The 20078-nt window shown below is 45.2% G+C and carries 18 protein-coding genes and 1 pseudogene; 9 read left to right on the forward strand and 10 right to left on the reverse strand.

All coding sequences use genetic code 11. The annotated features are described in order from the left end of the window. Positions 1 to 13 precede the first annotated feature (13 nt). Both ctaD and coxB read right to left on the reverse strand, forming a co-directional pair. Positions 14 to 1654 (reverse strand): cytochrome c oxidase subunit I, encoded by a 1641-nt coding sequence (ctaD, locus tag KHO06_RS23600; protein ID WP_212582667.1) that lies wholly within the window; start codon positions 1652 to 1654, stop codon positions 14 to 16. Then, positions 1651 to 2814, reverse strand: a complete 1164-nt coding sequence (coxB, locus tag KHO06_RS23605) for a cytochrome c oxidase subunit II (RefSeq protein ID WP_212582668.1) — start codon at positions 2812 to 2814, stop codon at positions 1651 to 1653. The genes ctaD and coxB overlap by 4 nt, the downstream gene beginning before the upstream one ends. 329 nt (positions 2815 to 3143) lie before the next feature. Here coxB and KHO06_RS23610 point away from each other — a divergent pair, with 329 nt between their 5' ends. Next, positions 3144 to 4838, forward strand: a complete 1695-nt coding sequence (locus KHO06_RS23610) for a phospho-sugar mutase (RefSeq protein ID WP_212582669.1) — start codon at positions 3144 to 3146, stop codon at positions 4836 to 4838. Positions 4839 to 4924: 86 nt separating this feature from the next. On the opposite strand, the gene KHO06_RS23615 is transcribed toward KHO06_RS23610, so the two are convergent. Further along, positions 4925 to 5344, reverse strand: coding sequence for a GNAT family N-acetyltransferase (locus tag KHO06_RS23615; protein ID WP_212582670.1), 420 nt, complete (start codon positions 5342 to 5344; stop codon positions 4925 to 4927). Between the two features lie 88 nt (positions 5345 to 5432). Beyond that, a complete protein-coding gene (locus tag KHO06_RS23620; RefSeq protein WP_038889655.1) occupies positions 5433 to 6065 on the reverse strand; it encodes a LysE family translocator in 633 nt (210 codons plus the stop codon). 241 nt (positions 6066 to 6306) lie between these two features. Between KHO06_RS23620 and KHO06_RS23625 the strand changes: the two genes are divergently transcribed. The 3 genes and pseudogenes from KHO06_RS23625 to KHO06_RS23635 all read left to right on the forward strand — a co-directional run bounded on the left by KHO06_RS23625 (position 6307) and on the right by KHO06_RS23635 (position 8256). Next, on the forward strand, positions 6307 to 7134 hold the full coding sequence (locus KHO06_RS23625) for an AraC family transcriptional regulator (RefSeq protein ID WP_045372588.1): 828 nt from the start codon (positions 6307 to 6309) through the stop codon (positions 7132 to 7134). Between the two features lie 71 nt (positions 7135 to 7205). Continuing rightward, a pseudogene (locus KHO06_RS23630) lies at positions 7206 to 7948 on the forward strand (AzlC family ABC transporter permease). Further along, positions 7945 to 8256, forward strand: a complete 312-nt coding sequence (locus tag KHO06_RS23635) for an AzlD domain-containing protein (protein WP_045372582.1) — start codon at positions 7945 to 7947, stop codon at positions 8254 to 8256. Before KHO06_RS23630 ends, KHO06_RS23635 begins: the two are co-directional and overlap by 4 nt. Before the next feature lie 8 nt (positions 8257 to 8264). Here KHO06_RS23635 and KHO06_RS23640 read toward each other — a convergent pair whose 3' ends face one another. Both KHO06_RS23640 and KHO06_RS23645 read right to left on the reverse strand, forming a co-directional pair. Beyond that, positions 8265 to 8879, reverse strand: coding sequence for a fumarylacetoacetate hydrolase family protein (locus KHO06_RS23640; protein WP_045456738.1), 615 nt, complete (start codon positions 8877 to 8879; stop codon positions 8265 to 8267). Between the two features lie 205 nt (positions 8880 to 9084). Next, positions 9085 to 10107, reverse strand: coding sequence for a porin (locus KHO06_RS23645; protein WP_045372575.1), 1023 nt, complete (start codon positions 10105 to 10107; stop codon positions 9085 to 9087). Between the two features lie 568 nt (positions 10108 to 10675). On the opposite strand from KHO06_RS23645, the gene KHO06_RS23650 reads away from it, so the two are divergent. The 3 genes from KHO06_RS23650 to KHO06_RS23660 all read left to right on the forward strand — a co-directional run bounded on the left by KHO06_RS23650 (position 10676) and on the right by KHO06_RS23660 (position 13564). Continuing rightward, entirely contained in the window at positions 10676 to 11644 is a 969-nt protein-coding gene (locus KHO06_RS23650) for a porin (protein WP_212582671.1), read from the forward strand. 403 nt (positions 11645 to 12047) lie between these two features. Next, positions 12048 to 12887, forward strand: a complete 840-nt coding sequence (locus tag KHO06_RS23655; protein WP_010647169.1) for a DMT family transporter — start codon at positions 12048 to 12050, stop codon at positions 12885 to 12887. 62 nt (positions 12888 to 12949) lie between these two features. After that, a complete protein-coding gene (locus tag KHO06_RS23660; RefSeq protein WP_212582672.1) occupies positions 12950 to 13564 on the forward strand; it encodes a glutaredoxin in 615 nt (204 codons plus the stop codon). 67 nt (positions 13565 to 13631) lie between these two features. Here KHO06_RS23660 and KHO06_RS26780 read toward each other — a convergent pair whose 3' ends face one another. The 3 genes from KHO06_RS26780 to KHO06_RS23670 form a co-directional block, all read right to left on the reverse strand. Continuing rightward, entirely contained in the window at positions 13632 to 13766 is a 135-nt protein-coding gene (locus KHO06_RS26780) for a hypothetical protein (RefSeq protein ID WP_005426014.1), read from the reverse strand. Between the two features lie 134 nt (positions 13767 to 13900). Next, entirely contained in the window at positions 13901 to 14248 is a 348-nt protein-coding gene (locus KHO06_RS23665) for a hypothetical protein (protein WP_005426002.1), read from the reverse strand. A gap of 119 nt (positions 14249 to 14367) precedes the next feature. After that, entirely contained in the window at positions 14368 to 15558 is a 1191-nt protein-coding gene (locus KHO06_RS23670) for a multidrug effflux MFS transporter (protein ID WP_212582673.1), read from the reverse strand. 111 nt (positions 15559 to 15669) lie between these two features. On the opposite strand from KHO06_RS23670, the gene KHO06_RS23675 reads away from it, so the two are divergent. Further along, on the forward strand, positions 15670 to 16557 hold the full coding sequence (locus KHO06_RS23675) for a LysR family transcriptional regulator (RefSeq protein WP_047476190.1): 888 nt from the start codon (positions 15670 to 15672) through the stop codon (positions 16555 to 16557). A gap of 255 nt (positions 16558 to 16812) precedes the next feature. Further along, the gene (locus KHO06_RS23680; protein ID WP_212582674.1) at positions 16813 to 18633 is read left to right on the forward strand and encodes a GGDEF domain-containing phosphodiesterase; all 1821 of its coding nucleotides are present in this window, start codon (positions 16813 to 16815) and stop codon (positions 18631 to 18633) included. A gap of 35 nt (positions 18634 to 18668) precedes the next feature. Here KHO06_RS23680 and KHO06_RS23685 read toward each other — a convergent pair whose 3' ends face one another. Beyond that, positions 18669 to 19955, reverse strand: a complete 1287-nt coding sequence (locus KHO06_RS23685; RefSeq protein ID WP_045398947.1) for a peptidoglycan DD-metalloendopeptidase family protein — start codon at positions 19953 to 19955, stop codon at positions 18669 to 18671. Between the last annotated feature and the right edge of the window lie 123 nt (positions 19956 to 20078).

A 20078-nucleotide genomic window follows, 5' to 3' on the forward strand; every position in this document is an offset into this window, starting at 1 on the left:
ACCTCACGCTTTCTTAATCAACTTTTGGCGGTGTTGTGAACGTATGATGCGGAGCAGGACTTGGCACCGTCCACTCCAAACCTTCTGCACGTTCCCACGGTTTGGCTGTTGCTTTTTCACCACCACGAATACATTTGATGACTAGCCACAGGAAGATAAGTTGAGACAAGCCAAAGGCGACCCCCCCTATCGATACGATTTGGTTAATGTCCGCAAACTGGATGGCGTAATCAGGAATACGTCTTGGCATCCCCGCTAAACCCAAGAAGTGCATTGGGAAGAACAATACGTTGACCGAGATGATGGAACACCAGAAATGCCACAGACTGAGCTTTTGGTCGTACATATTGCCCGTCCACTTCGGTAGCCAGTAATACGCCGCTGCCATAATCGAGAACACCGCACCGGATACCAAGACATAATGGAAGTGAGCGACAACAAAGTACGTGTCGTGGTATTGGAAGTCTGCTGGCACAATGGCCAACATCAAGCCGGAGAAACCACCTATCGTGAATAGGACAATAAAGGCGATAGCAAATAACATCGGCGTCTCAAACGTCATGGCTCCACGCCACATGGTCGCCACCCAGTTAAACACTTTCACCCCAGTTGGTACTGCAATCAGCATGGTACAGTACATAAAGAAGAGTTCGGCGAATACCGGCATCCCGGTAGTAAACATATGGTGTGCCCAGACTAGGAATGAAAGCAACGCAATACTACAAGTCGCGTAAACCATCGAATGGTAACCAAACAATTTTTTACCACTGAAAGCCGGAATGATTGCCGAGATAATCCCGAACGACGGTAAGATCATGATGTATACCTCTGGGTGACCGAAGAACCAGAAGATGTGTTGGAACATCACTGGGTCACCGCCACCAGCAGCATCAAAGAAGCTAGTGCCAAAGTACTTGTCGGTTAAAACCATGGTCACCGCACCGGCTAATACCGGCATCACCGCAATCAGTAAGAACGCAGTAATCAGCCAAGTCCAGACAAACATAGGTATCTTAAACCAAGTCATGCCCGGTGCACGCATATTTACAATCGTCACGATGACGTTGATGGCCCCCATAATGGAACTGATACCCATAATGTGAACTGAGAATACAAACAATGCCGTGCTGTCAGGGCCATAAGTTGTAGACAGCGGCGCGTAGAAGGTCCAGCCAAAATCTGGGCCACCACCCGGTAAGAACAAAGAGCCGATCAAAATGAGGAACGCAAAAGGTAAGATCCAAAAACTCAAGTTGTTCATTCGTGGTAACGCCATATCCGGCGCGCCAATCATCATTGGAATCATCCAGTTGGCTAAGCCAGTAAACGCAGGCATGACGGCACCAAATACCATTACTAGCCCATGCACGGTTGTCATCTGGTTAAAGAACTGAGGATCAACCAATTGCAAACCCGGTTGGAATAGCTCTGCGCGAATGATCATCGCCATTGCTCCGCCTGTAAGGAACATGGCAAAGCTAAACCACAAGTAAAGCGTACCGATGTCTTTATGGCTGGTGGAGTAGAGCCAACGCGTTAGTCCTTTCGGCGCGTGATGATGGTCGTGATCGTCTTCAATCGCAATGGTGGTATTTGCGGTCGTTTGCGCTTCTGCAGGAGCAGACTTCACCGCTTTTTCAATTGGCTTACTCATATTTCCTCCTTGGCACTGTCTTGTGCCTTAAAGGCGTTAACATCGGATGCTTGAACAGTATCGCCGGTATCATTCCCCCAAGCGTTGCGTTGGTAAGTAATAACAGCGGCAATCTCCTGATCGCTGAGTTGGTTAGCAAAGGCCTGCATCGCAGTGCCAGCGCGACCATTTACCAATACGTCAATGTGGGCAACAACTGGACCTTTGGCGATCTTGCTACCTTTAATTGCTGGGAATGCGCCCGGAATACCTTCACCATTTGCTTGATGGCACACGGCACAACGCGCGGTGTAAATCGACTCGCCTTGCCCCATCAAGTCTTCCATCGACAGGTCTAGCGTCAACGCTTCTTGTGCGGCCGCTTTTTGTAAAGCAAGCTCTTGCTTCTTGTCTGACATCCACTGGTCAAAGTCGTCTTCTGCCATTGCATGAACAACTACTGGCATAAAACCATGTGCTCGACCACAAAGCTCGGCACACTGACCGCGATAGACGCCCGGCTCATCAATCTTGGTCCACGCTTCATTGATAAACCCCGGGATGGTGTCTTTCTTGACCGCGAAGTCAGGCACCCACCATGAATGAATCACGTCATCTGAGGTCATTAAGAAGCGAACTTTACGATTGATAGGCAGAACGAGCGGGTTATCCACTTCAAGTAAGTAGTGCGCCCCTTTTGCTTCAATGCCATCAATTTCTTTTTGACTGGTTGCGAGCAGACTAAAAAATTCGACATCCTCACCAAAGTAGCTGTAATGCCACTTCCATTGAGAGCCAGTGATCTTAATAGTGAGGTCAGATTGGCTAGTATCTTCCATTGCCACCAGTGTTTTGGTTGCTGGAATCGCCATCGCGATAAGAATAATGACGGGGATGACGGTCCAGATAATCTCCACTTTGGTGCTTTCGTGGAAATTAGCCGCAACTGCCCCTTTTGACTTGCGGTGTCGGAAGATGGAATAGAACATCACACCGAATACAACAAAGGCAATGGCGCAGCATATATAGAAGATCAGCATATGTAATTCATACACTTGCTCACTGATCCCCGTAACACCCCGCGTCATGTTGTAATCATTTTGCTCTGACCAACTTGACGAAGAAAATGTGATAAAAATCACATTCATTAATAAGGCTAGAGTAGTTGCTAATCTTTTCAAAAGATCTCTCCTCTGCTCAGCCGCTGCGCTTGCGCCAGCTTCCTTGCTTCCCGATGCAAATATCGAACAAATTTACAAAAAATCATAAAAACTACGATTTCAGCACTCTTTGTTATATTTATGTTAAAAGGCTAGTTATAGTTCAATAGTTCTTCAAGAAATTAACTGTGAATAAATTCTGTACAGACTGAAAAATAAATTTGGTTTATCGATTGCCCTCTTTGAAATGTAATTGAGAACCATTTACATTGTAAAAAAGAAAACATTGGGACACTTTCCGAATTAAAGTGTCTAAACAAGTAGGCTTCCCCTGCTAAGGAAAGATGAATATGACAACACAAATTACTCAGTGGCTAGCACGAGACCCAGACCCTAAAACCCGCGAAGAGCTCCAGCACCTAGTCGATGCAAATAATGAACAAGAACTGACAGATCGATTCGGCTCACGTTTGGCTTTTGGTACCGCTGGTTTGCGTGGCAAAGTGGGCGCGGGCCCAAACCGAATGAACCGCTTAGTGATTCAAGAAACAGCTACTGGTCTCGGTCACTATCTGATTGAACAGGTGAAAGATGCTTCATCTCGTGGCGTGGTTATCGGTTACGATGGTCGCCCTGACTCCAAACAGTTTGCACACGATACTGCTTCAGTACTGACCGCCCTAGGCATCAAGGTTTACCTAACCTACAAGGTAGCGGCAACACCAATTGTTGCCTTCGGTGTTCGTGAGTTAAATGCGGCTGCGGCTGTCGTCGTGACAGCAAGCCATAACCCACCAGAGTACAATGGCTTTAAAGTCTACTGGGAAAATGGCGCACAAATCATTCCACCACACGATTCCGGAATTGCTGCAAGAATTGATGAGGCAACAACAAAACCGCTTCCTCTGATGTCACTAGACGATGCAAAACAAAAAGGTTTGTTAGTTTGGCTTGAAGACGAGTACTACCAAACCTACCGCAAAACAATGAACGACAATGCCCTGCTAACACCGGACAGCAACACAGATATCTCGATTGTTTACACAGCTATGCACGGTGTCGGAGCGGAAATGGCAGAAACGTTGCTCGCAGATGCTGGCTTTGAAAAAGTGGCAAGTGTTCCAGAACAGCGTGAACCAGACGGCACGTTCCCTACCGTAAACTTCCCGAACCCTGAAGAAGCAGGCGCGATGGACATGGTGATGGCGCTAGGTAAATCTGTTGATGCCGATATTGCCTGCGCAAACGACCCTGACGCAGACCGCTTTGCGGTGGCAGTAAAACGCCCAGATGGCGAATACCAAATGCTGACGGGTGACCAAGTGGGTTCGTTGTTTGGTGATTACTTACTGCAAGATCAACCAGACGCACTTGTTGGTAATACCATTGTGTCTTCTCGTCTATTGAGCAGTATTGCTAAAGCACACGGAGCAGAATACTACCAAACGCTAACGGGCTTTAAATGGCTAACCAACGTAGCAATGACGCAAGAGACCGAAGCAAATCCATTCCTATTCGCTTACGAAGAAGCGCTTGGCTACACCGTAGGTAATAAGGTATGGGATAAAGATGGTTTGTCAGCACTGGTCGCTTTCTCTCAATTGACAGGTAAGCTAAAAGCACAAGGCAAAACGCTTTGGGATAAGTTAGAAGAGTTATACCGCCAACACGGTTTCTACTTTAACGCACAGCGCAGCATTGCTCTTGATCCTAAATCACCACCAATCGGTGACAAACTGCGCGCAAACCCACCGAAAGAGATCGCGGGTAAGCGTATTGAAGTCATTGAGGATCTAAAGTCATCACTTCGCTTCGTAACCGATGGTCCAACAGAAGCCATCAACTTACCAGCGAGTGACGTGCTGGTTTACCACCTAGAAGATAAATCACGTGTAATTGTTCGTCCTTCTGGTACTGAGCCTAAGTTGAAGTGTTACTACGAAGTGATCAGCGACTTCCCTGCAGAGATGGATTACGCACAAGCTAACCAAGCAGCGGAAGCGAAGATGAATGCATTGATCGAAGCGCATCAACAAAGTTTGTAATCCAAGCTTGAAGCATAGACTCTGTGACAACAGTAGATAGCAAAAGAGGCGCATCGAGCGCCTCTTTTTCTTTAATTCAAAACGAATCAAACAATCTGCTTTTGCAAGAAGTGTTTATCAATACCCGCGGCAGGGTAACCCGAATACTGACCAACCTTTTCAAAGCCCAGTTTCAAGTAAAAGTCGAGCGCTTGGAAGCTATAAGTATCGAGATACAAATGCGTCACCCCGTGTTGCTTTACTTGCTCTTCTAGTAAAGCAATCAGCTTGCTTCCTACCCCCGACGTGCGCGCCCCGGCATCAACCCAAAGGTATTCAACGAACACAGTGTTATTGAACATTTCACCCGTGAGCCCGCCAACAATCTTGCCCTCGTCATTCCGAGCAAAACAGCCAATGGCGTCTACATCCCCATCCGGAAGGTGCATGTTGTTATAAGCGCGGATGCCATCACGGATAAAGTCGAGATCGTTTTGTTCTGGATTGAGTTTAAATTCAAGTTTCATACCGCCACTCCTTGGAAATCGGTATGATACTAAAACAAAAAGCCAGCGAGTGCTGGCTTTTGTTTAGAAATCTGATTGTTCCTACACTTTACATCGCAAAGCTACTGAGCATCCATATCGCAAGGATAATGAACACCAAGCCCATCAGTTTGCCTTGGTACATACGGAATTTGTCATTTTCCAACAACCCTTTACCCAGTGTACCCGCCAGAGCAACCAACAAGATGTTGAATAGCAAACCGAGTACGTTTAACAGCAAACCAAGCGCAAGCATTTGCTCACCCGAAGATGCAGTAATGTTGCTAGAGACAAACTGAGGTAAAAACATCACGAAGAACACCAATGCCTTCGGGTTCAACAGGTTACTCATCAAAGCACGTTGATAGTAAGTCGATGCCATTTTGTTTTTCTGATCAAGCTCTGGTGCAGCAGAAACATCCGCTCTTAAACAGTCCCAGCCCATTTTTAGTAAGTACGCACCACCCAGTAGATGAAGCACTTTTAACGCGATTGGGCTCATCGCAATCAAGGTCGAGACACCCATTGCTGCCAATAGGGTCAAAATCACACCCGACGTCGCATTGCCCAAGCTCGCAAACAAACCGACTTTCTTACCATAGCTCATGCTAGAGCTGGCAATCAGCAACATGTCAGGTCCAGGTAACAAGAGAAGTGCAACAACGGCGGTGAGATAAACAGGGAGTACAGATAAATCGATCATGGTGGAACTGGCTTTCAAAAACAGGCGGCGGATCTTATACCAATGAATAGATAACAACCAGACCAAATGTCTTCCCAATAAGTAAAATTCAGAAAATACAAAATGTTTAATGCTCAATTTAAAAACAATTAACCTTTTTGGTGTTTATTTTTAATACCGATAGCAATTTTGTACAAAAATAAGCAGGATGGATCCGGTAGACTCCAAAGCCACTGGGCGACACTTGGCAAAACAGAAAGAGATGAAAGAAAAGAATAAGGAAGTTGCGACGTTTAAAATTGCCCAAGAGCTGGGGGGGTTAGAGCTGCTCGAGGCTAAATATGAAAAGCAAAACTTCTCTCGCCATAGTCATGAGGGCTATACCATTGGTGTGATTGAAAAAGGCGCACAACAATTCTTTCGTACTGGCGGCAACCATATTGCGCCGCAAGACAGCATCATTCTTGTCAACGCCGACGAGGTACATAATGGTCACTCAGCATCAGAAGGAGGCTGGGAATATAAAGCCATGTACCCCGTGCCAGAGCAGTTTCAAACGCTCGGGGAGGAACTTGGTGCATCCAATGTCGCTTTGCCCTACTTCCCGCAGCCCGTCGTTTACGATCCGGAACTCGCTAACCAATTACGGTTGGTGTTCGATACGCTGGAGAAGTCAGATAACCGCTTACTGCGAGAAACGCTTGTCTACGGCACACTGATCAAACTAGCAAGCAAACACAGTACACATCGAGCCCCGCTTCAAGACGTGACCAAAGCACAAAGGCAGGTGCATCTGGTCAAAGAGTTTCTTGAAGACTTTCCTCAAACCGATGTTTCTTTGGAAGAGCTAGCAAAGCTGGCAGGATTGAGCCCTTTCCATTTGTTGCGTGAGTTTCAAAAACAGTTCGGCTTTCCGCCGCACGCATTTCAGATTCAACAAAGACTGAGAATGGCGAAAAAACTGCTCAAACTGGGGCAAAAGATTTCTGATGTTGCTCAAGAATGTGGCTTTCATGATCAGAGCCATTTGCATCGTCACTTTAAAAAAGCCATGGGCGTAACACCTGGGCAGTACATCAAGCATTGTTAGCAATATTGTACAAGGCAACATGCTGAGGTCAGCCTACCTTAACAGTATGTTTTTCTATTCAAGTTGAAGTTATGGATACTATTTTGCCTACTCATCAAGACTCAAAGTCTTCACTCTTTTTACAAGGTACGCTCGCAATGATGCCATTGAGCATCGCCGTATTGCCTTGGGGGTTACTCGCAGGGTCATTTGCCATCGATACTGGCTTACACCCTTTGGAAGGCCAGGCGCTCTCCGCCATTCTGTTTGCTGGCTCAGTGCAACTTGTCGCGATGGGCATGATTAAAGCAGGCGCTGGCCTAACCAGCATGCTGCTCGCCACGTATTTCATTACCTGTCGCCACTTTCTCTACGGTGTTTCGATGCGCAGTAAAATATCACCTCTGCCTCTAAAGTGGCGACTTTCGTTAGGGTTCTTACTTACCGATGAGCTGTTTGCCATTGCTGGGCACCAATCCGATAAGCAATTCGATCGATGGTACGCCCTTGGCGCTGGGTTAAGCTTCTATCTGTTTTGGAACTTCGCAACGCTTACTGGCATCGTCGCAGGCAGTTTGATACCTGAATTAAATGAGCTCGATTGGAATTTGCCGTTGCTGCCACCTTCATCGCGATTGTGGTCCCAACGATAAAAAGTATTCCCGTGTTATGCAGTGTGTTGGTGGCATTAGTTAGCTCTGTGACCCTGAACTATTACCAAGTGGAAGGAGGCTTAATGATAGCCAGTATTCTCGCCATGTTGACGGGCTATTTTGTGGAACAATTTACGACGAAGACACTAAACCTTGAAAGCACGCAGGAGAAACGCCAATGATTTTTTTGTCTATCTTAGCCATGACAGCGTTGGTATTCACCAGCCGTTATCTGTTCTTAGAACCGAAACTGCCGCTTAGGTTGGGAGTAAGAACTCAGAAAGTCTTGAGCTACGCAAGCCCTGCCGTGCTCACTGCAATCTGGGCTCCAATTGTGTTTATGCCAGAGGGTGAACTTAGCGTCACGTGGCAAAATCCATTTCTATTGGCTGCTTTATTAGCTGCTGTGATTGCATACCTCACTAAGAATGTATTGCTCACCACCATTGTAAGTATGGTAGCGTTTTTACTGCTTCGAATTTGGTTGTAAGTTCGCGACTAAGCCGCTAACCATTCAATCTCTAATAAGGTGATGTCTCCACACTTCAAACGCCCAAGGAAGACATCGCCTTGATGCACTTCTCCCACGCCCTTTGGTGTGCCTGTCATCACAACATCGCCATCTTCTAGCGTTGTATAACTTTTCAGTTCATCGAGAATATTCATAGGTGGGTAAAGCATCTGTTTAACGTGCCCTTTTTGAACATGAACACAGTTAATCAAAAGCTCTAAGTTGAGATCGTCAATATCGACACCTTGAAGAGAATGGAAACGACTGAATACCGCTGATCCATCAAATGCTTTGGCGCGCTCCCAAGGTAGTCCTTTTTCTTTTAGGGTCGATTGTAAGCCACGTTTGGTCAGATCTAAGCCGAGCCCTACCGCACTGTATTGACCATTTTTGATCACAAAGCAGATCTCTGCTTCGTAATGCAAAGGCTCTTGATGAAATGAGGTGAGTTTGGTTGAAACGGAAGTCGCAGGTTTATTGAAAACAACCATTTGCTCTGGCATGGCATTATTAAGCTCTTGAATATGCTCTACGTAGTTACGCCCTACACAAAGAACTTTACCAACTTTGACTTTCTTCTCTTCAACCTGAACGACGCTCATTGCTCTTCCCTGCAAAACAAAACCCATATCATAGTCTAACCGTTTGAGTTGTAGACACTAGTTCTGGATTCAGAATGTTAAAAACAAGACCTTCAGCCCGTTTTGAGTGAGCAAACAGACCATTAACTCTCGAGATGCTTTAAACGGTTAAAACGAAAAAAGCCAGCACGAAGCTGGCTTTCATAGTAACTAGGACAGGTTACTATTATAGGTAGTAACGAGCACCAAGTGCCCATTTGTCATCTGTTTTACGATCGTTAGCATCGTTTAGGTCGAACTGGTAACCAGCGTAACCAACAAACTTAGAAGTGAAGTTGTATTCAGCTTGAACAGCCATTTCTTCACGTGCAGTTTCAGTCTTAGAGTTGTTGAACGCTTTGCCTTCAACCATCTCGTAGTTGATGCTTAGGTTTAGGCTGCTTGGTAGAGCGTATGCTAGAAGCGCTTCGTACGCATCGCTTTCAACTAGACGTTGGCTGCCATTGAAGTTCATGTTCTCGTTTGAACCGTAAACTGCTGCTACGTATAGGCCTTGACCGTATGAACCGTAAGATGCAGATACTAGGTGAGATTCAGCAGATTGCTTGCCTACAAAGTTAGCTTGTTGGATATCACCACCGTTGTAAGTGTAGCCAATTTTCGCGCCCATGATTGCGTAAGAAAGTGCAACTTGCATACGGTCATCGTATTCAGCGCCATCTTCTTTAGCACCTTGCCAACCTAGACCGAAGTTGATTGCACCCGCTTCACCTAGCTCGATTGCGTTGCGGTAAGAAAGCATCTTGTCCGCACGACCAGTACCTAGAGCACCATGGTCATCGTAGATAAAGTCGTTCGCAAACGCGATTGGCATATCAGCAACACCAGCTACGTCGTAGTAAGGTGCCCATTGAGTACCACCAACTGCACGACCGTATACGTCGTGAGTTAGGCCTAGGTAGCCAAGACGAGTAGTGAAAGAGTTGTCGCCACCGTCTAGGTAGTTAAGAGACCACTCACCACGAGCGTCAGCTGTGAAGCCGTTGCCTAGATCTTGAGTTGCTGTGAAGTTGATACGTGGAGAGTTAGTGCCAACATCTGTATCACCTTGCTCAGAACCGTTTAGGTTAACTGAAACGTGACCACCGATAGAGAAAGTAGTGCCGTCGTTGTTGTAAAGCTCCACTGCTACTGCTTGTGTACCGAATGTTGCTGCTGCGATCGCTGCTGCTAGGAATTTTTTGTTCATTATAAAATCCATGTATTTATTCATTAGTTTATAAGTCAGTCTTATACAAAAGTGGGCTGGGGCATCTCTTCCACCAATGTCGCGTCACTTTTGCTTAACAACTACCAATCAATGTATTTCAGAAGTTCCCCAGAGCAGAGTGAAAAGATGTAAGAAAAAAGAAAAATGGCAAACGTTTAGCTCAAATCAATAAACAAATTCGGAAAACAATACCTAAAAAACGAAACATTTTGTTACACACTAAGGATGCGCAAAACCTTAAGCTATTGTTAATTATGGGGATAGAAAAATATTCAAGAAGTAAAACGTTACATTTCGGATAAAGAAATATGATTAGGAACTTTTTTAAAAACACAGTGTCAACTAGATGAGACAGAAACATCAAAAAAGATAAAAACCCCCTTCCTTTCACTTTCATGAATATGAGAGTAGTCATGCATTTGAAATAAAAATGCAATTAAATCATAACTTAACAGAAATCTATCTTTCATTTTCGCGGTTTACCTTAAGCGTCATCGACACAAATCGAGCAAGTAAGCTCATCGATTACAACTAGGGTAATAAGAAAATGAAAAAGGCAGCACTCACTACTGCAGTTCTAACAGCATTGGTATCATCACCATCTTTCGCAGCAACAGTTTACAAAGACGACGGCACTGAATTAAAAGTTGGTGGTCGTGTTGAATTTCGTGGTGACTTCATCGGTTCAGACGGCGCTGAAGTTGACGGTACTATGGAAGACAAGTCACGTGCACGTCTAAACCTAAAAGGTAAAACAGATATCGGCAACGGCCTTTCAGCTTTCGGTGTTTACGAAGCAGAACAAAAAACAGGTAAAAGCGAATTCAAAAACCGTTACATGTACGCAGGTGTAAGTGCTGATGCAGGCGACTTCTCAGTTGGCCGCCAAGACATGGCTGCGGTAATCATTTCAGACATGACGGATATCACTGAGTTCTCAGGTGTTCAGCAAGTCATTGATTCATCTTCTGACAAGCAAGACAGTGTTTTTGCTTACCGCGGTGAATTTGACGCTCTGCAAGTTCAAGCAACTTACCAAGCAAACTCTGGTGACAGCCAAGACAAATACGGCATCTCTGGCCTTTACTCTCTGCCAATGGGTCTAGACCTAGGCCTTGCTTACTCTGGTGGCGATGTAGATAAAGATAACTCAGAAGATCAAATTCTAGGCGGTATCGCCTACTCTCTTGAGAACCTATATCTAGCAGGCACCTACTCACAAGGCTCTCTGGATGACTCAGAAGACTTTACTGCTTACGAGCTGGTGGCAAGCTACAAACTAGCAAGCAAGTTCACAGTTGCTGGTCTTTACACTTTCCAAGAAAATGATCCAAATGGCGGGGCGAAATACGACGCTGTTGATGGCTTTGAGCTAGTGGGTTATTACAAGCTGAACAGCAACTTCCGTACTTACCTTTCTTACTACATGAACCAACTGGATGAAGAAAAGAATGCAGAAGGTAAAGTAACAGAAGGTGAAGACACACTGCGTCTAGGCGTACGTTACGACTTCTAATAAAAACTTGTCCTAATAGCGAGTCTTTCGGCCGGCACTATTGTGTCGGCCTTTTTGATCGTATTCATTGCAGAGGAACTGCCCTCTTTAATGCACCAAATCCCGAAGTTAGTGCATTTTATCTAGCTTACCCAAGGCCAGACGCCTCACTACCTTTAAAATCAATAAATTAAAAGTTGGCACACTAGCTGCAATACTTAGTTCGAGCAAATGCATGGCAGCGTTTGTGCTTCTCGTTCTTTGTACCTACTTCGGTAGGCACGTCCTTTGAATTGGTAATGTCGCCTCCCTCTGGGAGGCATTTTTTTATTGGCTCCCCCATAAATAGAACGTATGATTCTGGCCATTGTTAAAAATCGGAAATATCCAATTGAATCATAACCCTATTAAAGGCGCATCTTGGATGCTTACCGCAGGTTTGGCATTCACCATCGTCAATAGTTTTGCTCAAGTCGCAAGCATTCACTTTGGTGTGTCATCCACAACATTTGCACTGTTTCAATACGCAATAGCTTTCTTTGCTATCTTGCCGTATCTACGAACATTAGGAATTCGTCAGTCTCTACGTACTAACCACTTTGGGTGGCACGCATTGCGAATCTTCTTGGCGGTTATCGGTATCCAACTCTGGTTGTGGGCGCTCGCTTACCCAGTGCCAATTTGGCAAGGTATCGCGCTGTTAATGACCTCTCCTTTATTCGCAACAATCGGATCCGGTATTATTCTCAAAGAAAAAGTGGGGGCAGCCCGTTGGGTGGCGACACTAACTGGTTTTATTGGCGCAATGATCATCTTGGAGCCATGGTCAGACTCGTTTACTTGGGCCACTCTTTTACCAGTTGGGGCAGCATTCTTTTGGGCTGCTTACGCCATTATGGTTAAGAAGCTTTCCGTCAATGATCCACCGTCAACCATGGTGGTGTACCTGCTTCTACTGATCACCCCATTTAATATTTTGCTGGCCGCACCAACCTTTGTTATGCCTCAGGGTTGGAATATTTGGGGAATCCTGGTCGCAGCTGGGGTACTGACAGCCCTCGCTCAATGGGCCGTTGTAAAAGCGTACTCGGTAGCAGATGCATCATTTGTGCAACCCTTCGACCATGCAAAGTTACCACTTAACGTCTTTGCTGGCTGGTTAGTATTTAGCTGGGTGCCACCAGGTCGACTATGGCTTGGTGCAGCAATCATTATCGGCTCAATTGCTTTCATTACTCATTGGGAAGCCAAAAAAAGAAAGTAATTTGAAAGAAATGTTGGGGTTTTGGGTTCTATATTTTCAGGAAAGGAAATGAGGAGCATCTTATGACACAGCCAATCAAAATTACATTGTATCGTTGGGCAGGCAGCTGGGGACCATTTAAAGTCAACATCCCATGTGGCGAATGCACATTAACCAAAGATATTCTCGCTGACACATTTGAAAATGAGCTCGCGGATGTGCCAGTCGAGCTAGAAGTGAAAGATTGGTTGTCTCACTGGTGGGAGCCACTAAAGCTTGGAGCTTGGCACGCCCCTATCCTAGTTGTTGAAGGTAAAGTTGTCAGCCAAGGGGAAGCGCTAAATCGAGGCGTGCTCGTTCAATCTGTCATTGCAGAGTGGACCAAACGAGATCAACTGAAAGGCAACATCGTTTATGGTAAGGCAACTTGCCCCTACTGTGTAAAAGCCAAGAAGCTGCTTGACGACGCGGGTATTAAGTACAAATACCACGACGTAGTAAAAGACAGCGCAGCACTTTATCGAATGATCCCTGAAGTGAAAGCCATTATCGGTGAAAAAACACCGGTGACCGTTCCTCAGATATGGCTGGATGGTCAATACATAGGAGGCGCTGATAACTTGGAAAAGTGGTTAGCAGAGAGAGGGTTAGATAACGTGCCAGATAATGTGGTTGAAATCCCAAGCCAAACGGCTTAGCTCTTCTAAACGAAAAAGACGACCGCAAGAATGCAAAAAGCCCCGATGCATATCGGGGCTTTTCTTATTAATTCGCTAGTTTTTTCATAATACGAGCAAACATAGAAGGCTTTTTCTTCTTCGCTTTACCGTAAAGCGCTTTGTGCATCGCATCTTTCGCCAACATTTGGCCAAAGTAAACACCACCAAGTTCGTAACCCATGACCTTCTCCTAAGAAGTAATTGACTGGCTTATGTTGTAATTTTACACCATAAAAACCACAAAACAAGACATGGATCACATTTATTTCGTAATTTACTTACAGTATTTTTTATCCTAGCGAATCAGATTCGTAATTAACGCTTAGGCTGTTGGTATGTTTTACCCGCCGCTTTGTAAGTATCTTTTGGCTTAATTTCAAAGAAAGTCTCGAAGAACCATGCCGCAAATTTGATCAAGTGATCGCCTTCGTTCATAACGTGTTCGACAAACTCTTTCTCTTCACCAGACTCGTCCGCTTGGACAGTGATGTGATAAATACGTTTTTCACCTTCGACTTCAGCAAGACCGAATTGACCTGTGAGTGATTCAGCTGCTAGTGCAACTTCCTCTTCCTCTGATGCTTTTAGTAGCTCTAGCGCTTGAGGTAGGTTTTCTTTCTGACCAATTTCTTTCAGTAGTGCTTCGAATTCGTTTTGTTGCATGATTTCACCTAACAATTAACGGGTGTTGCCGATATGCCACTTTACTAGCCAAGTGTAGATAACGACACAATAGTTGGCGCATTTTAGAGAGGAGCTTCTGCCCTTGCAACCAGATTCAACTATGTTCGTTCTGGCTGCACTAGACCTCCTGAAGGCGTTCGGAACTGCCCAAACACGAGAACTAAGCAGGAGATCACCGCAATCGAAATATAAAAGAACCCCAATTGATGTTGGCTTGTTACCCAGCTTTCGACTAAGTAGCCGCCAAATAAGCCAGCTAAACACATTTGAATCGAACCTGATAAAGCCGATACGGCACCCGCTTGCTGCTTGTGCGGCGACAACAACAGACTGATAGAAACAGGAAAAGACATCCCTTGCGCGAAACTCAAGCAGGTAAACGCAACCAATAATGACGCCACCGTGAACGGCAGTATGAGGAGCATTGCCCCTGAGCACGCCACAATAACAAAGCTGATGAATAATATTTGCTGCTCTTTATATCGAGCATTAATGAAGTTAAGGACCAAACTCCCCATCAACAGCCCAGCCGAAGGCACGATCATCAAGGTTCCGTAATCTGCCGCAGTCAGCCCAAGTTCTTGCTGCATGAGGAACGGGTAGAGAGACAGGGTCACCAATGCGGATAAGTAGCTAAGCCAGTTATAGCTTGCACTGCCAATGACTTGCTTATTGGTCAACAACTCAAAGTAATTCAGTAACACCCGCTTTGGTTCGAAACGACGCTTTGGATATGGCAGTGTTTCATGCAAAACGACAAAACCAAGGGTAAAAATCGCCGCAAGATAAATGAGAACGAACACGAAAACCGCATGCCAGCTGATGTGATAAGCAATCCATCCACCAAACAAAGGCGCCACAATCGGCATCACAGAAGCTGTCACCGAGATATAAGACAAGGCTTTGGTAAGTTGTGCTCCGTCATAGCTATCTCGCAATACCGAGCGTCCAAGTACAGAAGCGCTACCCGCACCGAGCCCCTGTAGGAGACGCCCCGCTTCAAGGGCAACAATATGATCAGCAAACCCAATACAGATAACCGTACCAACCAAATAGACACTCTGTCCCAGCAGAAACACAGGTCTTCGGCCAATGGCATCCGACAGAGGTCCATAAAACAGCTGTGAGACGCCAAAACCAACAAGAAACAGAGTCACGAGGTTTTGAACCGTGTGTTGTGGCAAAGCAAGATCATGACCGATCAGAGGCAAAGAAGGGAGATAAATACTGACGCCCACTTGACCGGTCGCGATGATCATCATCGCCAACAATAATGGTGTTTTACGCAATATATCCTCCTTACAACATGACAGTTTTACGACAGACAGTGTATATTTGTTACTCAAAGATGATAATAAGCCAAAATGGAAAGGGATTATTTCCCCTGAGGATGGAATAAGATGGACTGGATTCAGAGTGTTAACAGTTACATACGAGTCGTCGAAGAAGGTAGCTTCAACGCCGCGGCGCGAAAGCTCAATACCACCAGCTCGGCCATCAGCAAGCGTATCCAATGGTTGGAAGATAAGATTGGTGTTCAGCTTCTCAAGCGAACTACTCGCTCTATCAGCCAAACGGAAGCTGGTGCACTCTTTTACGAGCGAGCCAAAGTGCAACTCGACTCTTGGCAATCTGTCTTGGACGAAACTCGTTCCGTAAACCAATCTCCAGCGGGGTTACTCAAAATTGGGGCGACATTGGCGGTTGGTTCTAAGTTCTTAGTACATTACCTCGATGACTTTCTGGAAAAATACCCAGACATCAAACTCCAGCTGATCACGACCCTACCTGGTCAAATTCCTGAGCTCAGTTTGGATTTGTTCATCAGCAGAGAATTGGAACAACTCAACTCACTGAGCTTTAAAGCCAGCCCATTGTTCGAACACAAAGCTCAGTTTTATGCCGCTCCAAGCTACCTTGAAAAACATGGTGCTCCACAAACCGTTGAAGAGTTATCACAACATAACGTTCTGATATGGGGCGAAAATCCAATAAGAGAAATAAAAACCAACCGAGGTAAACGCATCAGTTTGTCCGGCAACTTTGCTACAACAAACCCCGAAGCACTCTTTCATGGTGCAAAACGCGGAATGGGAATCTTGCTTTCCAATAACGTCGTGATCAAAGAAGACCTGAAATCCGGCGCCTTAGTTCCGATCCTTCCTGATATCACAGCAGATGAGGCGACTGTCTATGCTTACTATCCAAAGCTGGACTATCAGCATACTCGAACCCAATTATTCCTCGACTACTTAAAGAGCCGATTAGAAGAAGAGAAGCGAGCCTAACGAAAGACTTTCTAGTGCAATAAGTACTAGAGAGTAACTAGTCACAATCCACAAAGCTGCCACTTTAATGAGAAAGCCCCTTTGTGCCCTCTCACCCTATGGTTGAAAATCGTCCTCAAAGCTCATCTAGAGTTTGAAAAATCACACGAAGTAAACAATAGTTAACGTGATGCATATCTATTAAATGAAAAAAGATCGTGTAAGAGATTCACAATAACACGGTTCGGATGAACACAACGTCGGGTAAAGTATTTGATGGCTCATGAACAAAAAAGTATCCAGTTACTTGATGAAATTCTGAAACTCAATGGCAGCGCATTACTCGACAGAGTAACACTTGAGCTTCATCAGCAATTTCAAAGCTACTGTACTTGCGTAGTTGAGATAGCCCACCTACAACATTGTGCGGTGACGCTTTCTAACTCTAGCGGCGGAACCATTGCAGACAGTATGTGCTATGGCTTAGCAGGCACACCTTGTGAGCAAGTCGCACAAGACATTGGTGAACTCATCTTCTATCAAGATGAAGTTTACAAGCTCTTTCCTGAAGACCAAATGTTTCAAGACCTCGGCATTCAAGCTTATATTGGGCTCCCTTTAAAAACACATACAGGAGAAGTACTGGGAATCTTAGTCTCAACATTTACCCACTCCATCAGTGAAATTGAAGCCGAAGAGATTATCTTCCATCACCGTTTCTACGCCAACGTCATCATTCATAGTTTGCGAGAGAAATGGATCAGCGAACGCTCTGACAAACTTCTCAACCAACTCAGTTATGAAGTTTCTCATGACAATCTAACCGGTCTGCTCAATCGCAGTTGTTTAGCTGATACGTTAGAAACCTTAACACAGCAGGCTACTCGTCCTTTTAGCCTCGCATATCTAGATATTGATAATTTCAAATCGATTAACGACATCAACGGTAACTACATTGGTGACCAAATCATCAAGTTTACCGCGGATGCCATTCAACAAAGCTTAACATCACCAAATAACGCCTTTCGTGTCGCAGGGGACGAGTTCGCCTTTATTACTTATGACGAAGACCCTGTCGCGGTATGTCAGGAAATTCTGGATAAAATCGAAGCTGGGTACTCAGACAAGTCCAACCGTATTTCGTTTACCGTTAGCATTGGTATCGCGCGAGCCCCAGTTCATATGCTCAATAGCGATGACTTGATACTAAATGCAAGTTTGGCTCTTAAGGATTGCAAAAAACACCGTGACACACGCATTCAGCATTATGACACGCACTTAAGTGCGCTATACCACCGCCAAACGCAGCTGATTGAGGCACTACGAGAGCAACTTCGCTTAAGTATTGATGAGAACGAAGAACTGTACGTCGTGGTACAACCCATAGTCGATATTACCAGCGACCGCTGGGATTACTTTGAAATATTGGCTCGTTGGAATAGCAACGTATACGGAAACATTTCACCTGTTGAATTTATTGAAGCCGCAGAGCAATCTGGATTGATCATTGAGTTGGGTGAACGCATTGTTGAGCTAGCGTGTCGTGCAAAACAAGCGCTAGAGCGACAGTTGGGCTATAACGTCAAACTGTCAATTAACTGCTCAGCACATGAACTGGTCGACTCTAACCGTTATATGAACTTCTTAACTCGTACACTAGAGAAATACGATCACCAAGCAACAGACTTTGTTATCGAGCTCACCGAAACCGTATTGTTGTCACAAAGCGGGCGCGAACAGATGGTTCTGAATTCACTCCGCTATCTCGGGTTCAAAGTCGCACTCGATGATTTCGGTACGGGTTACTCTAGTTTGAACTACATTCACAACTACCCAATTGACAGCATTAAAATCGACGCCACTTTTGTGCGCAACATGCTCGCGAATAAAACTTCAGAGCAAGTTGTGCTGCTTATCGCTCAACTCGCGCAACTGCTAGAAGTCGATTTAATCGCAGAGGGGGTCGAGGACGATAGAGCTTTGCAAAAGCTAATCGAAATGGGCTGCCATCACATACAAGGCTATTTCTATTCAAGACCTCATAGCGTCAATGAGCTGGTTGGCATCATTAATGAAAAACAAATGAAGAGCGCATAAAAAAAGACCAAACAGTGTTTGGTCTTTTTCGTATTTTATAGAACGGCTTTTTCTTTATCTTTTAACAGCTTGTCCATTTCGTTACGGTTCGCAATGAAACTCGCCATTTCTTTCTTAGGCACTGAGCTTGCCATTGGGATCTTCGCGCGCATTGCGTTCACCGGACGGCCGTATTCGATCAACTCGTAGTGAAGGTGCGGACCAGTTACACGACCAGTTTTACCTGACAAGCCAATGCGTTGACCACGAGAGACCTTCTGTCCTTTCTTCACTAAGATCTTACTTAAGTGTAAGTAACGAGTTTTGTACTTACTACCATGCTCAATCACCACATAGTTACCTGCGTACGGGTGTTTGCGAGTCATGATCACGGTACCATCACCCGTTGCCTCTACAGGTGTTCCTGTCGGTACCGCCCAGTCTGTGCCGTTATGTGGTGCTACACGGCCCGTTACAGGGTGAAGACGTTTAGGGTTGAATCCAGAACTGATGCGCCAGCCTCGGCTAACAGGGTAACGTTGGAAAGCACGCTGAAGGCTCTCACCTTTCGCATTGTAGAATTGACCGTCAGTGTGAAGGTAAGCGGTGACTTCACGACCACGGTTATAAATTTTGATTGCTTCTATTTCGTTCTTGCCAGTTGGCACACCATCAATACTTTGAGAGCGGCGAACCACTTCAAATCGGTCACCAGCGCGTAAATCTTTGCCGAAGTTCACTTGCTCTTTAAGTAAGTTAACCACTTGGCTGATTTCTGCTGAGCTCAAGCCCAAACGATTTGCGGATGACGAGAAGCTACCTCGAATAACACCGACCAAAGGCTCTTGCTTCCAAACACCTGGAATTGAGATGTCTGAGAAATCGTAGCTGCCATCGTCGTTACGATGGTAAACCACTTTATCTGCAATAGAGAATTGCAGTTCCATCTTTTCAAGTTCGCCCGTAGATTCATTGCGCCAAAAACGCAGTGTGTTACCAGGTTTCAAGGTATCAAGAGCAAGGAAGTTCAAATCCGTTTCCATCACTTTCATCAACGAGCTGTAGCCTAAGCCTAGTTGGCTGAAAATGGTACTCAGGTTATCACCTGCTTGGATTTGGTATTCAAAATTTGGTGGAGTGACAACTTCTGCTGTTGTCGCATCAAGAATATTTTCGACAACCTGCGTTTCAGGCAGGTTCAATGCGATGGTTTTAGTAAGGGAAGACTCTTTGAGAGAGTTGGAAACACCAATCGCAACTAATACTGGCAAGGAGTACAACAGTAGCGCTTTACGACTTGTCAGATTCGGCAACCGTCTTGTTGTAATTTCATTTGTAGACACGGGAATTACTATCTCCTTTATAACAAGGCTCATAGCTTATGCATTCCCGCATAAGAAATCACTAGTAAATTACGAGATCTAGCGCAGAAAACACTTATTTTTTACAGAAGACAAAAAAATTCA

Origin of the sequence: Vibrio sp. B1FIG11, assembly GCF_905175335.1 — a bacterium.
GTDB classification, from domain to species: Bacteria; Pseudomonadota; Gammaproteobacteria; order Enterobacterales; family Vibrionaceae; genus Vibrio; species Vibrio campbellii.

Excerpts from the sequence above, each read along its gene's own strand:
- ctaD (WP_212582667.1), bottom strand. The coding sequence starts at position 1,654 with ATGAGTAAGCCAATTGAAAAAGCGGTGAAGTCTGCTCCTGCAGAAGCG.
- KHO06_RS23610 (WP_212582669.1), top strand. The coding sequence starts at position 3,144 with ATGACAACACAAATTACTCAGTGGCTAGCACGAGACCCAGACCCTAAA.
- KHO06_RS23615 (WP_212582670.1), bottom strand. The coding sequence starts at position 5,344 with ATGAAACTTGAATTTAAACTCAATCCAGAACAAAACGATCTCGACTTT.
- KHO06_RS23620 (WP_038889655.1), bottom strand. The coding sequence starts at position 6,065 with ATGATCGATTTATCTGTACTCCCTGTTTATCTCACCGCCGTTGTTGCA.
- KHO06_RS23625 (WP_045372588.1), top strand. The coding sequence starts at position 6,307 with ATGAAAGAAAAGAATAAGGAAGTTGCGACGTTTAAAATTGCCCAAGAG.
- KHO06_RS23635 (WP_045372582.1), top strand. The coding sequence starts at position 7,945 with ATGATTTTTTTGTCTATCTTAGCCATGACAGCGTTGGTATTCACCAGC.
- KHO06_RS23640 (WP_045456738.1), bottom strand. The coding sequence starts at position 8,879 with ATGAGCGTCGTTCAGGTTGAAGAGAAGAAAGTCAAAGTTGGTAAAGTT.
- KHO06_RS23645 (WP_045372575.1), bottom strand. The coding sequence starts at position 10,107 with ATGAACAAAAAATTCCTAGCAGCAGCGATCGCAGCAGCAACATTCGGT.
- KHO06_RS23650 (WP_212582671.1), top strand. The coding sequence starts at position 10,676 with ATGAAAAAGGCAGCACTCACTACTGCAGTTCTAACAGCATTGGTATCA.
- KHO06_RS23655 (WP_010647169.1), top strand. The coding sequence starts at position 12,048 with ATGCTTACCGCAGGTTTGGCATTCACCATCGTCAATAGTTTTGCTCAA.
- KHO06_RS23660 (WP_212582672.1), top strand. The coding sequence starts at position 12,950 with ATGACACAGCCAATCAAAATTACATTGTATCGTTGGGCAGGCAGCTGG.
- KHO06_RS26780 (WP_005426014.1), bottom strand. The coding sequence starts at position 13,766 with ATGGGTTACGAACTTGGTGGTGTTTACTTTGGCCAAATGTTGGCGAAA.
- KHO06_RS23665 (WP_005426002.1), bottom strand. The coding sequence starts at position 14,248 with ATGCAACAAAACGAATTCGAAGCACTACTGAAAGAAATTGGTCAGAAA.
- KHO06_RS23675 (WP_047476190.1), top strand. The coding sequence starts at position 15,670 with ATGGACTGGATTCAGAGTGTTAACAGTTACATACGAGTCGTCGAAGAA.
- KHO06_RS23680 (WP_212582674.1), top strand. The coding sequence starts at position 16,813 with ATGGCTCATGAACAAAAAAGTATCCAGTTACTTGATGAAATTCTGAAA.